Consider the following 14,370-nt stretch of genomic DNA (forward strand, 5'->3'; position numbering starts at 1 on the left):
CTAAGTCACCTTCACTCGGTGAACAGTTGGAAGCCCGGGTTGCCCAGCTCTGGTTCTGGGAAGGGTTCTATGCTCGGTATGGGGTCAATCTCCAGCGCTACTACCAGGAGCCGGTCCTTGTCACAGATCTAGATCTTTTCGCCTTCGACTTCAGCCCTCACCTCTCCATTATCAAATACATTGGCGAAGTGAAGTCGGGTACTGGGAAAAACGCAGAGAAACCGCTGGACAGGCTGGTCTGGCTCCGAGGTCTGCGTGAACTCGTGGGTGCTGACGCCGCAGAACTGACGATGGCCAGAGGCATCAGCGGCCGCATCCGCGACCTGGGCCGCAGCCTGGATGTCTCGGCCCAGAGCGTCCAGGATTTCGAGCGCAGGGAAATCAACGCCGTTGGAAAGATGGCGGATCTTGGATCCCATGGCGTCAGCGCACTGTCTTTGGAGCGCGAGGTTCGAGAAACATGCAAGAGGGTAGCCGACCTGGAGCGGGCGTTCTGGTTCCTGCGCGGCGAAGTTCTTTTCCTTGACCCATTTCTGGCGATCAAGCAGCTGATCGATCTCCTTCAGGGAATCAGCAAGTACTGGACCCCTCGGCTCCAAGACGAGGAGGCTCGTGCCGTTAGGTGGTTGGCCTCAGAAAGCGTCAGCATCCTCACCCTGAAATTGGTTGCCGCTTCTTCGGCCGCCGTCACGCTCGACAGAAGCGACTGGGACGCTCTCGTTTCGGAACGCCTTGCAGAGGGTGCCGTTCCGATGCATCAGATGAGGAAAATCTCAGGCTCGGTTGACAAGTTTGTTGCCGGGATTCTGTCCGCTGCGAAGGTTGCTCCCGAGATTCGCACCGAGGCGATCGGCGCCTTCATGCCCGAGCCTCCGGACTATTCCGCCTCCCTGGCAGAACTCTGCTGGAGGCTGAAGAGCGACGCACCGGTTGCCCGGGTCCTTCCTCGACAAATGGATATTCTTATCTTCGAAAGGCTGACTCGCCAAAGGTATATCGATAACTCCGTAGTCGGGCGTCTCGGTCTGGCGAGGGAAACTTTTGGGCGCTCGCGGCGCCTGATCTCCGCCTTCCTTCGAGGATGCGGGGCCAGTTTCGACGAGTTGGAGAAAGCGATGACCGGCCCTGCTATGCCTGGTGGCGGGATCGCTGTCGAGATTCACTCGGGCGATGCAGATCCTTCAGAAACGTGAGGCTGGCTGGGCAGGGCACAGAGCTTAGCGCGAAAAGTTCGCCGTGCCGGTTATTGTAAGAAGGATGTGACGCTGCTTCTCATTCAGCCATGAACATCGCGGAACTGTAGGCAGAGCCCCTTTCAAGGAGCGGCATCACCACTGATGGGGATTCAGAGACTGCGGACAGAGCCGTTCTCAAATAGCGCCATCAACCCGAGCACGCCCTGTGATCTTTCACGGCCTCCTTTCGTGCCGGCCCGTCAGGGCTTTCGTCATCGTTCTGGCGCAAGCGTCCAGTACACGTCCCCTGAGCCAGGGCAGATCCGCCACCCCTCCAGAATGCCGGTCGTCGTCAGGTGGCTGAGTACACCGTGGAACCCTTGATGATGCATGCTGCAGTCACGGATGATCCGGTCGCATTCGCTCCGACCCTCTCCCGAGGACGGATCGCTGTGCGCCGCGAGATAGAGGCCCGACAGCCGAAGTCGGGGCTCTGCCGTCCGGATCCGCGCGGGGCATCCGGTACGCACTGCCCAGTCGGCAGCGCGCCGCCGGTCGGGTCGGGCAGGTGACTGTGCCAGCAGGGTGGCATCGCGAAGCTGCGCGGTGACTCCGGCCCTCTGGGGACTGTCCGCCGTGGTCAGCCAACGTGCCTGCTCAAGCTCGCGGCAGGCCTCTATCGTCTCGATGCGAAGACCGCGCAGCAGACCCGCGGGAAGCTCGACCTGCATGGATGCGTTCATGCGCAACGCGCATTGCAGGGCGAGAAGCCTCGCCCCGGCGGAAATGTCCTGGGGCAGGGCCACAGCCAGGTAGCCGAGGATCTCGCCCACCCGGACCCGCTCTCCTGGGCCTCTGGAGCGCCGGCTGCGGCGCGGCCTCGCGGATGGCGGATGGAGCGGTGCGGCCAGCACGGTGTCGGGCACGATGGCGGCCTGCGCAGTAGCCGCAGCACAGGCACCACAGGTGTCGGCAAGGCGCCAGATGCGGCCACCGCGTTCGCAGGCCAGGAGCAGGCGGATGGGCCCGGCGCACCCGCGGTGGGGGCGATGCCAAATACAGCCGCTTTCATGGCACTGGCAGGTGAGCAGATGAGGCGCGCGAAGGTCGCCGCGGGCGTGACGGGCGAGGTGGGCAAGGGCTGCCGAACGCGCGGACGCGGCGGAGACCTGTCGGCCGTCTTGGGGGCACTGCTGGCAGACGAGGACGAGCTCGCCGGTCTGGCGCCTGAGTTCCACCGTCCAGGTCCGCGGCGCCTGAGGGCACACGGTGCGCAGCCTCATGGGTGCCTGTTCCCCTTTCCGGTCCGGCGCGCCAAGCCTCACCGCGCTGTACGGCGGGGCGGCCGACACCGTAGTGCAGACCTCTGCCCTCCCGTCGGGGGGCCACCAGGAGAAATAGGGCAGAGGTCTGCACTGACAGGGCAGGTGTCTGCACCGTCGGATGGTCGGGTGACGATCTTGCCGCCCGATCCCGACCTCGACGCGCTCAGGCTGGAGCTGGGGCGTCTGCGGGCTGCCCGTGGGTGGAGTTACGACGAGCTCGCGGCGCGCAGCGGCCTGGCCAGGCGCACCGTGATCGAGATCGAGCAGGGCCGCACCATCGGCACCCTCAAGACGTGGCACGCCCTCGCGCACGCCCTGGACACGCCGTTCGACGAGCTCTTCGCCAACCTCTGCCACAAGCACGATCTGCCCGGAGCCGGCGACCGCTCCAACAGCTGATCCGGGGCACCCGGCACCAGAGGCGATTCACTCGATCCGGCAACGCGGTATCGAATGCATGAGCAGCCATTCGCACGGTTATCGCCCCGCTCTGCTCTGCCCGGGGTATCAACCGGGCCGGGCGCTGCCAGCGCGGCGTGTCGGCTGGCAGGTTCGCCCGCATGTGCTCCTCACCTTCTCCTTCTGCGCGGCGCTGGGACGGCAGCCGCGCGAGCGGACCGCAACGGCGGTCCTTGCGTATCGCCCCCGACAGCGCCAGCCGACTGCTGCGCTGCGGCCAGACCGCCTACTGCCGCGCGTGCGGCAACCCAGTCGAGTGGTACCTGCGCGGCGACGACCGCCTGGTACAACTGCATCCGCTCGAATTGCCCGCAGCCCTGGTACCGGAGACCTGCCGGTGGCACGTCAGCCGCGGCATCGCCCACCCCGCGGGCGACGGGAGCAGCTGGTGCCGGCTGGCGCATGCCCTGCTGTGCCCTGCCCGCCCGGCGCCATCAGCAGCGCCGCAGTTGTCCGAGCTGCGACGGTCTCTCGCCCTGCGCACGCGCCGTCTGCTCGACGCCGGAGTCCTCGCTCCGCCGCCGGGCGAGGCATCCTGCCGTCCGGCCCGGCCCGTCGTGCAGCTGCTGTACGTCCGCTACCTGGCTTCCCGTCCCGTCGACGAGATCCAGTGCGTCGCCCAGACGCGGCGCCGAATCCGCTGCACCGCCGACATCTTGAGCCCCGGCGTTTTGCAAGGCGGGTGGACCCTGGTACCCGTGACTGCGCACCGCGGCCAGCTGGCCCTGCCGTCAGACGTCATGGCCGTCTACAGCCTCTCCGCGCTGCCGTACCAAGAACAGCTGCGCTGGCGCGCCCAGCGATGTGAACAGCATGCCGCTGCACCCACGGCCGGAGACCTCGCCGTCCCCGACTGGGCGCCCTTCGACCCGTTCCGCCACCACGAGCACATCCGCACCCGTCTGCCCACGCATGGGCGCCGCCCCGACCACGGCAGCCACGCAAGATGGCAGGCCCGGTCGTGACGCATCAGTACGCCGTTGAGATCTCCCTGACTCGCCCGCCTACAGCCGGGAGCGTCACCAGGCCCGGCACTGCTTGACGTTCGCCGCGAGCGCCGATTCCATCCGGCTGATGGCGGTACGGAGGGGCAACAGCCCAGGTCACGCCCTGCACCGGCCTCGGCGCCGGCTGGATACGGTCCTGCCGATCGACGGCCTGACTACGCACTACCTCGACCGTCAGGGCCGCGTCCTGCTCAATGTCGTCCGCAGCCGCCGAGCCGACGCACAGATCCGCTAGGTGGCCGTCGGCGGCCTACCACCCCGGGACGGCCTGGGCGAGCGGATCACGGCCCACCTCGCGCGAGCAACGCCAACGGCGTCGCCGCCTGGAGGCGCAGCTGCAGCGTTTGCTCACCCACCACGCACCGGAGGAAGTCCTGACCTGTGCTGCAGACCGACTTCTCCGGGCGCGTCCGCCCGACTGAATCCACTGTGACGTCCACGACGGCCGCAGCCGCCAACTGTGCCCTCTCCTAGCGCCCTTGTCCCACGGAGCCCTTGTTGCACACCCCCACCCCTGAACAGATCCACGCGGCCGACACGTTCCGTTCCGGCCGGCACCTCGTGCTACAGGCCGGAGCCGGAACCGGAAAGACCAGCACGCTGTGCCTGCTCGCAGCCGACACAAAACGCCGTGGCCGCTACCTGGCCTTCAACAAGGACATCGCGCGCGATGCCGCGGCCCGCTTCCCGTCCACAGTGCAGTGCCGCACCGCCCACGCCACCGCCTTCGCAGCCCTCGGCCACCGCTACGCCAACCGTCTCAACAGCCCCCGCCAGCCAGCCTGGAGGACCGGTCAGGCCCTCGGAATCCAGCGCCCTGTCCGGATCGCAGACCGCGAAATCAACCAGAGAACCCTGTCCCACATCGTGCTGCGCACCGTCACCCGCTTCTGCTACTCCGCCGACGGCACCCTGGCCCACCACCACGTGCCGCGCCTGCGAGGCCTCGACCTGCCCGCCGAGCGCAGGCAGTTCGTCGATGCCGTGCTCCCCTTCGCGGCCAAGGCCTGGGCGGATCTGCAACGGCCCGACCACGGCGTCGTCCGCTTCGAACACGACCACTACCTCAAGATGTGGGCGCTGACGAGACCGAAGATCGAAGCCGACTTCCTCTTCCTCGACGAAGCCCAGGACACCAACCCGGTTCTGGAGCAGGTGTTCACCGCGCAGCGGGAGCACGCCCAGCTCGTCATGGTCGGTGACTCGGCGCAGGCCATCTACGGATGGAGAGGCGCGACGGACGTGATGACCGGCTTCGAGGCCGAGCAGCTGACCCTCACACGCTCGTTCCGGTTCGGGCCGCAGATCGCTGATGAAGCCAACCGGTGGCTCGCGCTCGCCGACGCCCCCATCCGCCTAACAGGAACCACCAGCATTCCCGCAGAGGTCAGCAACATCGACCACCCCGACGCCGTGCTCTGCCGGACCAATATCGGCGCGATGACGGAGGTCATGCGCCTGCTCGACGAGGGACACCGCGTCGCCCTCACCCGGGGAGGCCAACAGCTTGCCCAACTCGCTTTCGCGGCACATGACTTGAAAGGAGGACGCCGCACCCATCACCCCGAACTCGTGCTGTTCGCATCCTGGGGCGACCTGCAGGACTATGCCGCCCACGATCCGGCCGGCCGTGACCTGCAGCCCTTCGTCGACCTCGTTAACACCCACGGTCCCGACGCCATCCTCGCTGCCGTGTCCGCACTTGACGATGAGGCACACGCCGACGTCACCGTCTCCACCGCCCACAAGGCCAAAGGCCGCGAATGGTCGACCGTCAAGATCGGCACCGACTTTCCCCAGCCCAAGGACATCGATCCCGGCGCGAGCGCGGCCCACCAGGCGGAAGAGCCGGTGAGCGACTCGGACGCCCGCCTCGCCTACGTCGCCGTCACTCGCGCTCGCCACCGACTCGACCTCGGTGGCCTGGCCCGGAACACCCCCGCACGGCAGACAAAGGGCGGGTGACTCCAGAAGCCCTGACCAGGGGTCCGGTGTCGCAGGCAGGCCGCGGGGGTGCGGCCCGGTCCCCGTAGGCCGCACCCGAGTCGGCCTGCGGGGTGCTGGCTGACGTCAGCCAGCCCAGCCGACGTCGATCACCTCGATGCCGCCGAGGAACGCGGTGAAGCAGACCCACGAGCGAGGCCCGAAGACAACTGCCCCGTGCCACCCGCCGGGCTGCGGCCACTCACCCGGCCTCACGAGAGCGGAGGCAATCGTCTCCATCACCTCCTTGCGTCCCTCCTGCGGCAGTTCATCCAATGCGTCCTCCACCCGGACCGCCAGGTCGACCTCGTACGGCACCGTGCACCCCCGTGCTCGTGATCAGCGAAATCCTTACCGTAGGGCTCGGAAGCCGACCGCGCGCAGGCCTGTGGATAACCCCTCGACGGATCCGGCCCACGCGTCACGCCGACCCCGCTGCGGACTCTGCGTGCCCGTACACGGCATGTATGACAGCCTCGGCCTACTGGAACGGGAACGGCAGCGGCGGCCCCGGCTGCGCCTTCCCTCGCCAGTAGGCGATGTGGCGCTGGATGTCTAGAGTGTCGGGGTGGTCCGCACCGAGAACCCGTACTCGGTCGTCCAGCAGCTCTTCGAACGCGGCGGCGGCTCCGGCTGGGTCCCCCGCCTTCCCTCGCCATGAGGCGAGGTTGTGCCGGGTTCTGAGGGTGTCGGGATGGTCCGCACCGAGCACCCGCACCTGGTCGTCCAGCAACTCTTCGAACGCAGCGGCGGCCTCGGCTGCGTCCCCCGCCTTCCCCTGCCAGTAGGCGAGGTTGTACCGGGTGATGAGGGTGTCGGGGTGGTCGGGGCGCAGCATCCTTATTTGGTCTTCGAGTAGCTCTTCGAGGCCAGCGGCGGCTCCGGCTGCGTCCCCCGCCTCCCCCCGCATGTAGGCGAGGTCGTGCCGGGTGATGAGGGTGTCGGGGTGGTCGGGGCCTAGCACCCGCACCCGATCTTCGAGTAGCTCTTCGAGCGCAGCGGCGGCTCCGGCTGCATCCCCCGCCGTCCTCCGCCACGTGGCGAGGTTGTGCCGAGTGGTGAGGGTGCTGGGATGGTGCACACCGAGCACCCGCACCCTGTCTTCGAGTAGCTCTTCGAGCGCAGCGGCGGCTCCGGCTGCGTCCCCCGCCCTCCCCCGCCACGTGGCGAGGTTGTTCCGAGTGATGAGGGTGTCAGGGTGGTCCGCACCGAGCACCCGCACCTGGTCGTCCAGCAGTTCTTCGAGCACGGTCGCAGCGCCAGCAGCTTCCCCCGCTTGAGCCCGCCAGAAATTTATGTCATGCCGGGTGCCCAGGGTGTCGGGGTGGTCAGGGCCTAGCACCCGCACCCGGTCCTCCAGCAGCTCTTCGAGCACGGTCGCAGCGCTGACTGCATCGCCCGCCCAACCCCGCCAGCGGGCGAGGTTGTGCCGGGTGTCCAGAGTGTCGGGGTGGTCGGGGCCCAGCACCCGCACCCGGTCCTCCAGCAGCTCGGCGGACGCGGTCGCCGCTTCAGCCGCCTCCCCCGCCCGGCCCCGCCAGAAGGCGAAGTCATGCCGGGCAGCGAGGGTGTCGGGGTGGTCCTCTCCCAGGTCTTGGCGGGTGGTCTGTGCGAGGTGCTGGAAGTGGTCGCGGGCGGCGCTCGCCTGGCCGGACTCGCCGAGGCTACGGCCGACGCGATGCAGCACCTTATGCACGTTGGGCCAGTAGAGGGCGCCCTCGGTGCTGTTGGCAAGGGCGGCCGTGTTGACGCGCAGCATCTGGGCGAGGGCGGCATCGCGTTCGATTGCAGGCCAGGCGGCCATGAGTGCGTCGGCGGCGGAGCGGGCGGTCTGGTCACGTTGGTGGCGTGTGAGGTTGTCCCGGGTGGCGCGCTGGATGAGCTGATGGACGCGGACGGCTTGGTGCGCGGTAGGAGAGTTGTGGTCGATGAGGCTGAGCCGGTGAAGGGCGCTCAGGGCTCGCTTGGCGTCCTCGGGGGAGACCTGGCCCGGTGCCGGGGCCTGATACGGGCCGGTGCGGGTGCGGTGTGCGGCGAGGTAGGCCAGTGTGGGCTGGCTGGTCAAGACCTCCTTGGGAATGCCGTTGGCATCAAGCAGGGAGGTCAGCTGGAGCAATGGGCGGGCCAGGCCGGCCGGGCGCAGGGCATCGGCGCGGTCTATGGACAAGGACCATGCAGCGGCCAGGGGGCGTTCCTGGTCGTCGGGCAGGGCATCGGGGGCCATCTCGGAGAGGGCGTTGGCCCGGTCGGCCAGCAGGCGGCGGTAGGTGGCCACGGTCTCGCCGGTGTCGATGATGTAGGCGCCGGCCTGCGCGAGGGCCAGGGGCAGGTATCCGAGATCGTCGGCCAGTGATGTCAGCTCGTCGGTGGATTCACAGGGGCCGGGCAGGGATGAGGTGAGGTAGGCGAGGGCTTCGTCCTTCGTGAACAGGCCGACCTCCACGGTGTGGCGACCGTGAGCGGCGAGGGCAGCATCCCGGCGGCGGGAAGTGACCAGGGTGCGGCCGTGGGGACTGGCGGGCGGCCACAGACCGCGCAGGTCAGCGGGGTCAGTGACGTCGTCCAGAACGATCAGCCACCGGCACGGCTTGGCTCCGGCCTTGGGGGTGAGCCAGGCTAGGAAGGAGCGGGCAGCCTTCTCTGGGTCGCTGGGGTCAGCCCGCCACAGCTCGACGCCAGCCTGGGCGTATTCGGTCACGATGAGGGAGCGGGCGCTCGCGGTGACCCACACCAGGACATCCAAGCCGCCGGTTTCAGCCGCGCGTTCCCATGCGGTGCGGGCGTATTCGGCGGCGAGCTGCGTCTTGCCCACCCCGCCCATGCCGGTCAGCACTGCGGTGCCGCTGCCGTTGATCCCTGTGTGCAGCCGATCTGCCAAAGCGCGGTGCTGGAAGGAACGGGCCACGGGCGGAATGAGTCCGACCTGGTGCGGCCAGAGGGCCGGTTCCGAGGGCGGGCGCTGCTGCATGGTCAGAGTGCCGATGTTCAGGTAACCGGTGTTGACGACCCCGCCCCCACTGTTGGTCGCGTCCCCGGTGTCGGACAGGTGGACCGGGGCGTGGGGATCATCGTCGGGTCCGGGAGCCGGGCCCCGGTAGCCGGTTACCGCCATACCCCCGGATGCGGCAGTAGCGTCCCCGCTGCCGGTCACCGAGACCGCTGCATCGGCGGCGTCGGGGCCGTGTCGGCGCTTGTCTTCCTGGCCCATGCGATCATTTCCTGCTCGTGCTGCAAGGGCTGGGCCGGTCAGCTGTAGTCGATGCCGCTGGTGGCGTCGCTGCCCTGGCCGGTGGCCGTGGCGTTCCCGGTCTGCTCCGCCCTGGCTGAACCGCTGCCGCGCCCCTGGGGACGTCTGATGCCCGAGGTGGCCTTACCTCCGTCGCGGGCGTCCACCTCTCCGGTGCGTTCCGCCGTGTCCTCCGTGCGGCGTTCCGGATGTTGAAACAAGGCCCAGACCAATGCCGCGATGGCGACGGCGGCTTGGATGGAGGCCCCGGCCATCTGTCCCGCATCAGGACTGCTCAGCAGCCAGATCAGCGGCGTGGACGCGATTCCTGCCGCCGCCAGCACGATGATCGTGATCTTCCACCCCTGCGTCATGCCAGGCTCCCTTCTCGCCTGCGGGTATGCCCGCCGATCAGCTGACGGGACGGGTCTACCCTTCCCTTCCAATTTCGCAGCAATACCGCTTAATGCGCAAAGCGCCTCAGCCCTTTCGGCCCCGCAGTCCTAGACCAGACACCAGTCGCAAAGTAGCGGGGTAGATCATGTGCTTGCCGCCATGGCTGCCTCCTCGTCGTGTTCACGCCAATTTCAGGGCCACCATGCAGCGGACTTGATCTGTCAGGATGCGGACAACGGACAGCTCAATACCCTGTCCATAAGCTGGCGGCCAACCCCTGCCCGTGCGGCCGCTTCTCCCGGACGGACGACCTGTGCGAGTGTCCGCCCTCCTCGATCCGGCGCTACCAGGCCAGGCTGTCCGGCCCCCTGCTGGACCGGGTCGACCTGCGCGTCGAGGTGGACCGGGTCACGCGCGCCCAGCTGACCCAGCGCGGTGCCCCAGGCGAGTCCACGGCCACGGTGGCCGACCGGGTCCGGGAGGCCAGGGAACGAGCGGGGGCCCGGTTGGCCGGCACCCCGTGGCGTACGAACAGCGAGGTCCCCGGACGCGAGCTGCGCAGCCGCTGGCATGCCGTATCCGGTGCCATGGACGACGCGGAGCGGAACCTGGAGCGGGGCGTGCTGACGGCTCGCGGGATCGACCGTGTGCTGCGCGTGGCCTGGACCGTCGCCGACCTCGTCGGTCACGACCGTCCCGACGCGACGGACGTCGCCCTGGCGCTGCAACTGCGCACGGGAGTGCCACGGGGCGTCCCGATGGCCATCGGAGCGCTGACGTGAGCGTCGGCGAGGATCCGGCCGGCGAACTGATCGGGCGGGTCTTTCTCGCTCGGGTCATCGAACCCGGTGACGAGGTCGCCGGGCGGTGGGTGCGGGAGTACGGGGTGGGGGAGGTGGTCCGGCGGTTGCGGGACGGTGGGGTCCCGTTGCCCGGAGTGGGTGACAAGCGGTGGGCCGGGTTGCTCGCCAGGGTCGCGGCGGCCGAGCCCGCGCGGGATCTCGCCGTCGCGCGGGAAGCGGGCGTGCGGTTCGTGGGCCCGGGCGACGCCGAGTGGCCGGGACAGCTCGACGACCTGGGGGACGCACGCCCCCTGGGTCTGTGGGTGCGCGGAAGGCCCAGTCTGCGGATGTGGGCGCTGAGGTCGGTGGCCGTCGTGGGCGCCCGCGCCTGCACCGAGTACGGCGCGCACATGGCGGCCACTCTCGCCGCAGACCTCGCCGAACGCGGCTGGGTCGTGGTGTCCGGCGGTGCCTACGGGGTCGACGGCGCCGCCCACCGCGGTGCTCTCGGCGCCGGCGGCGCCACCGTCGCCGTACTCGCCTGCGGAGTGGACCGGCCCTATCCGCGCGGACACACCCAGTTGATCACCAGGATCGCGGAACAGGGGCTGGTGATCGGGGAGTTGCCGCCCGGCGATCACCCGACGCCGAGCAGATTCGTGCTGCGCAACCGGGTGATCGCCGCGCTCACCCGGGGCACGGTCGTCGTCGAGGCCGCCCATCGCAGCGGTTCGCTGGTCACGGCACGTGCGGCACAGCGTCTGGGCCGCCACACCATGGGCGTGCCCGGGCCTGCCACCAGCGGCCTCTCCGCCGGTGTGCACGAGCTGCTGCGCGGGGAGGCGATGCTGGTCACGGACGCCGCGGAAGTCGTCGAACTCGTCGGCGACATGGGGGAGCTGGCCCCGGACCGGCGCGGGCCCGTGCTACCGCGTGATCTCCTCGACGCCGCCGCCCGGCGGGTCCTGGCGGCACTGCCCGGGCGTCGCGCGGCGACACCGGACGAGATCGCGCGCGGCGCGCTGACGACCAGGGACGACGCGATCGCGAGGCTGTACGAGCTCCGATCACTTGGTTACGTCGAACGACACGGCGACGGCTGGAAGTTGACACGCCAGGCAATGATCTCCGTGGGCGGTGGTGGACGCGGGCGTTGACCGAGCGTGTTCGGCCGTCCGGGGGAACCCTGACGCCCTTGGGAATTCCCGCAGTTGGCGCAATTCGATGATCACGTAGAGCGACGGGTGTGACTCGGTGGGGCGTCCAGCGGAACGTATCTGCGCATGGTCCGAGCCACGCCCTTCGCGCACCGCGACACTTCAGTCACGCTACGCTCACGTGGATTCCCCCACAGACAGGCGACTCGGCATCACAACGACATCAGTCCGACAGCTCCCCCAGGCATCCCCACTTCACGGCAGAACGGCACAAGGCGACGAATGCCCCAGCACACCTCCGGGTCCGACCGGGCGGCGATCCCCCCAGCCGCCCGTGACGGTGGCAGCGTGCGGCCGCCCGCTCCCTCGACGCTCGACGAGCTGTGGCGGTCGTACAAGGCGACGGGGGACGAGCGGCTGCGCGAGCAGCTGATCCTGCACTACTCACCGCTCGTGAAGTACGTGGCGGGACGGGTGAGCGTCGGTCTGCCGCCCAATGTGGAGCAGGCGGACTTCGTGTCGTCGGGGGTCTTCGGGCTCATCGACGCGATCGAGAAGTTCGACGTCGACCGGGAGATCAAGTTCGAGACGTACGCGATCACCCGGATCCGGGGCGCGATGATCGACGAGCTGCGGGCGCTGGACTGGATCCCGCGGTCCGTCCGGCAGAAGGCGCGCAACGTCGAGCGGGCGTACGCCACCCTGGAGGCGCGGCTGCGGCGGACACCGAGCGAGGGGGAGGTGGCCACCGAGATGGGCATCGCGGTCGACGAACTCCACGCCGTCTTCAGCCAGTTGTCGCTGGCGAACGTGGTGGCCCTGGAGGAGCTGCTGCACGTCGGCGGTGAGGGCGGTGACCGGTTGAGCCTCATGGACACGCTGGAGGACACCGCCGCGGACAATCCGGTGGAGGTGGCCGAGGACCGGGAGCTGCGGCGGTTCCTGGCGCGGGCGATCAACACGTTGCCCGAGCGGGAGAAGACCGTGGTCACCCTCTACTACTACGAGGGCCTCACGCTCGCCGAGATCGGGAACGTGCTGGGTGTGACGGAGAGCCGGGTGAGCCAGATCCACACCAAGTCCGTGCTCCAGTTGCGGGCCAAGCTGGCGAGTTTCGGTCGCTGACGCGGCGAGGCGGTCGGAGCCACTCCCGTCGGCGGTGGTCCGTCCGTAGAGTGGTTGACGTGCCAAGGATTCGAGCGGCCTCCGTGGCCGAGCACCGGTCGATGCAGCGAGCCGCCCTGCTGGATGCGGCTCGTTCCCTGTTGTCCGAGGGCGGGACGGAGGCGCTGACCTTCCCGGCTCTCGCCGAGCGGACGGGGCTTGCGCGGTCGTCCGTGTACGAGTACTTCCGTTCGCGGGCCGCCGTGGTCGAGGAGTTGTGCGAGGTCGACTTTCCCGTCTGGGCGGCGGAGGTGTCGGCGGCGATGGAGCGGGCCGTGACGCCCGAGGGCAAGGTCGAGGCGTATGTGCGCCAGCAGCTGGCGCTCGTCGGAGACCGGCGCCACCGGGCGGTGGTGGCGATCTCCGCGAGTGAGCTGGACGCGGGCGCCCGGGAGAAGATCCGGGCCGCGCACGGGGGGCTCGTCGCGATGATCGTCGAGGCGTTGGGGGAGATGGGGCACGAGCAGCCTCGGATGGCGGCGATGCTGCTGCAGGGGGTTGTGGACGCGGCTGTGCGGCGGATTGAGCTGGGTGCCGCGGAGGAGCCTTCGGTGATTACGGAGGCGGCCGTGGGCATGGCTCTGCGGGGTGTGCGGGGCTGACGTCCGCTGCGGCCGGGGTGGGCCGTGCAGTGCGGCGCCGGCGGCTGCCGCGCCTCTTCGGGTCGGGTGCCGCCCCAGCCGCACGTTTGCCCACCGCTGAGGCCTGTCCGGCGGATCAGGTCGCAGGAATTCGGCGGTGCCTCGTCGACGCAGGTGAGCGGGGCCATGGGGGAGCGTCGAGCTGCAAGGCGGAGGAGGGCGTCGACGCGATGGGGGAGTCGGCAACCGACGGCAACGCCGCAGATCGGCGTGCCGGGCCCCGCGTCTGCGGCATGATCCGCCGGGCAGCACACCTAGGACGACGGCGGAGGCAACGGCACTCCCAGCACCGGCAGCAGTCTCGACGGTGCCCTGCGCAGCAGCCACGGAGGCAGCAAGGAGAGCGGGTCGAGGTAGGTCTCGCCCCTCCGCAGACCCCAGTGCACGCACGTACTCGTGCAGTGCGAGCCCGTCGGCTCCACCGTGCCCACCACCTCGCCCGCCGCCACCTCGTCCCCCTCCCTCACGGACGCCCGTACCGGCTCGTACGTCGTGCGGAGGGGCGGGTCGCCCGTTCCCGGCAGTTCCACCGAGACGACCCCCTTGCCCGCCACCCGGCCCGCGAAGGACACCCGGCCCGCCGCGACGGCTCGTACTGGTGTGCCGGGAGCGGCCGCCAGGTCGATACCTCGGTGGCCGCGGCCGTACGGTGTCGCGGGGGGTTCCCAGCCGCGCAGGACCGGTGGGCGGGTGCCCACGGGCCAGGTGCGGCCGAGGGGCGGGACGGAGGTGTCCGTGGCCGCCGGGCCGAAAGGGATCGGCCGGCTGTTCGGCGGGGCGCAGGTCAGCACCGTCGCCGTCAGAAGTAACAGCAATCCCGTCCACGTACCCGCACATCGCATCGCTCGCATGCGAGAACCGTCCCGCACCCGCCCGATCACGGTCGGGACCTGTGGAGTACTTCCCGGTTGTGGACAGCGGCGTCACCCGCTGCCTCGCGGGTCCCGTACACTTCTTCTGGCGATCCGGGTCACCGGGTCGACTTCGCACGCCCCGACATCAGGCCATCAAACAGCCGGTGTCAGCGCCTCTCGGTCCCTAGCGGCAAGGCGCAT

Annotated in this window: 13 protein-coding genes and 1 pseudogene; 9 read left to right on the forward strand and 5 right to left on the reverse strand. The window is 69.3% G+C overall.

Annotation, left to right across the window (positions count from 1 at the left end):
• The first annotated feature begins 26 nt into the window (after positions 1-26).
• On the forward strand, positions 27-1,193 hold the full coding sequence (locus tag ADK57_RS04525; protein ID WP_053748018.1) for a hypothetical protein: 1,167 nt from the start codon (positions 27-29) through the stop codon (positions 1,191-1,193).
• 254 nt (positions 1,194-1,447) lie between these two features.
• Here ADK57_RS04525 and ADK57_RS50845 read toward each other — a convergent pair whose 3' ends face one another.
• Complete coding sequence (locus ADK57_RS50845) at positions 1,448-2,008, reverse strand: hypothetical protein (RefSeq protein ID WP_053748019.1); 561 nt, start codon at positions 2,006-2,008, stop codon at positions 1,448-1,450.
• A gap of 618 nt (positions 2,009-2,626) precedes the next feature.
• On the opposite strand from ADK57_RS50845, the gene ADK57_RS04535 reads away from it, so the two are divergent.
• The 4 genes from ADK57_RS04535 to ADK57_RS04550 all read left to right on the forward strand — a co-directional run bounded on the left by ADK57_RS04535 (position 2,627) and on the right by ADK57_RS04550 (position 5,931).
• Positions 2,627-2,899 carry a helix-turn-helix transcriptional regulator gene (locus ADK57_RS04535; RefSeq protein ID WP_053748020.1) on the forward strand — a complete coding sequence of 91 codons (273 nt, stop codon included), beginning with the start codon at positions 2,627-2,629 and terminating at the stop codon, positions 2,897-2,899.
• A gap of 233 nt (positions 2,900-3,132) precedes the next feature.
• On the forward strand, positions 3,133-3,924 hold the full coding sequence (locus tag ADK57_RS04540) for a DUF6083 domain-containing protein (protein ID WP_420711839.1): 792 nt from the start codon (positions 3,133-3,135) through the stop codon (positions 3,922-3,924).
• Positions 3,925-4,033: 109 nt separating this feature from the next.
• Positions 4,034-4,201, forward strand: coding sequence for a hypothetical protein (locus tag ADK57_RS50850; RefSeq protein WP_234389956.1), 168 nt, complete (start codon positions 4,034-4,036; stop codon positions 4,199-4,201).
• 263 nt (positions 4,202-4,464) lie between these two features.
• Positions 4,465-5,931, forward strand: a complete 1,467-nt coding sequence (locus ADK57_RS04550; protein WP_053748022.1) for a UvrD-helicase domain-containing protein — start codon at positions 4,465-4,467, stop codon at positions 5,929-5,931.
• Between the two features lie 105 nt (positions 5,932-6,036).
• Here ADK57_RS04550 and ADK57_RS04555 read toward each other — a convergent pair whose 3' ends face one another.
• The 3 genes from ADK57_RS04555 to ADK57_RS04565 form a co-directional block, all read right to left on the reverse strand.
• Positions 6,037-6,267: a hypothetical protein gene (locus ADK57_RS04555; protein ID WP_053748023.1), complete on the reverse strand. Its 231-nt coding sequence runs from the start codon at positions 6,265-6,267 to the stop codon at positions 6,037-6,039.
• A 163-nt stretch (positions 6,268-6,430) separates the two neighbouring features.
• The gene (locus ADK57_RS04560; RefSeq protein WP_063785923.1) at positions 6,431-9,157 is read right to left on the reverse strand and encodes a tetratricopeptide repeat protein; all 2,727 of its coding nucleotides are present in this window, start codon (positions 9,155-9,157) and stop codon (positions 6,431-6,433) included.
• 38 nt (positions 9,158-9,195) lie between these two features.
• Positions 9,196-9,549, reverse strand: a complete 354-nt coding sequence (locus tag ADK57_RS04565) for a hypothetical protein (RefSeq protein ID WP_199830477.1) — start codon at positions 9,547-9,549, stop codon at positions 9,196-9,198.
• Positions 9,550-9,834: 285 nt separating this feature from the next.
• On the opposite strand from ADK57_RS04565, the pseudogene ADK57_RS04570 reads away from it, so the two are divergent.
• The 4 genes and pseudogenes from ADK57_RS04570 to ADK57_RS04585 all read left to right on the forward strand — a co-directional run.
• Positions 9,835-10,353 (forward strand): annotated as a pseudogene (locus ADK57_RS04570) (ATP-binding protein); the annotation flags it as partial.
• Positions 10,350-11,510: a DNA-processing protein DprA gene (gene dprA / locus ADK57_RS04575; protein ID WP_053748025.1), complete on the forward strand. Its 1,161-nt coding sequence runs from the start codon at positions 10,350-10,352 to the stop codon at positions 11,508-11,510. The pseudogene ADK57_RS04570 and the gene dprA, both read left to right, overlap by 4 nt.
• Positions 11,511-11,792: 282 nt before the next feature.
• Positions 11,793-12,635, forward strand: coding sequence for an RNA polymerase sigma factor WhiG (gene whiG, locus ADK57_RS04580; protein ID WP_053748026.1), 843 nt, complete (start codon positions 11,793-11,795; stop codon positions 12,633-12,635).
• 83 nt (positions 12,636-12,718) lie between these two features.
• Complete coding sequence (locus tag ADK57_RS04585; RefSeq protein ID WP_053748027.1) at positions 12,719-13,276, forward strand: TetR/AcrR family transcriptional regulator; 558 nt, start codon at positions 12,719-12,721, stop codon at positions 13,274-13,276.
• Positions 13,277-13,569: 293 nt separating this feature from the next.
• Here ADK57_RS04585 and ADK57_RS04590 read toward each other — a convergent pair whose 3' ends face one another.
• Positions 13,570-14,166, reverse strand: coding sequence for a M23 family metallopeptidase (locus ADK57_RS04590; RefSeq protein ID WP_234389957.1), 597 nt, complete (start codon positions 14,164-14,166; stop codon positions 13,570-13,572).
• Positions 14,167-14,370 lie beyond the last annotated feature (204 nt).

The sequence above is a fragment of the Streptomyces sp. MMG1533 genome (assembly GCF_001279775.1).
Taxonomy (GTDB): Bacteria; Actinomycetota; Actinomycetes; order Streptomycetales; family Streptomycetaceae; genus Streptomyces.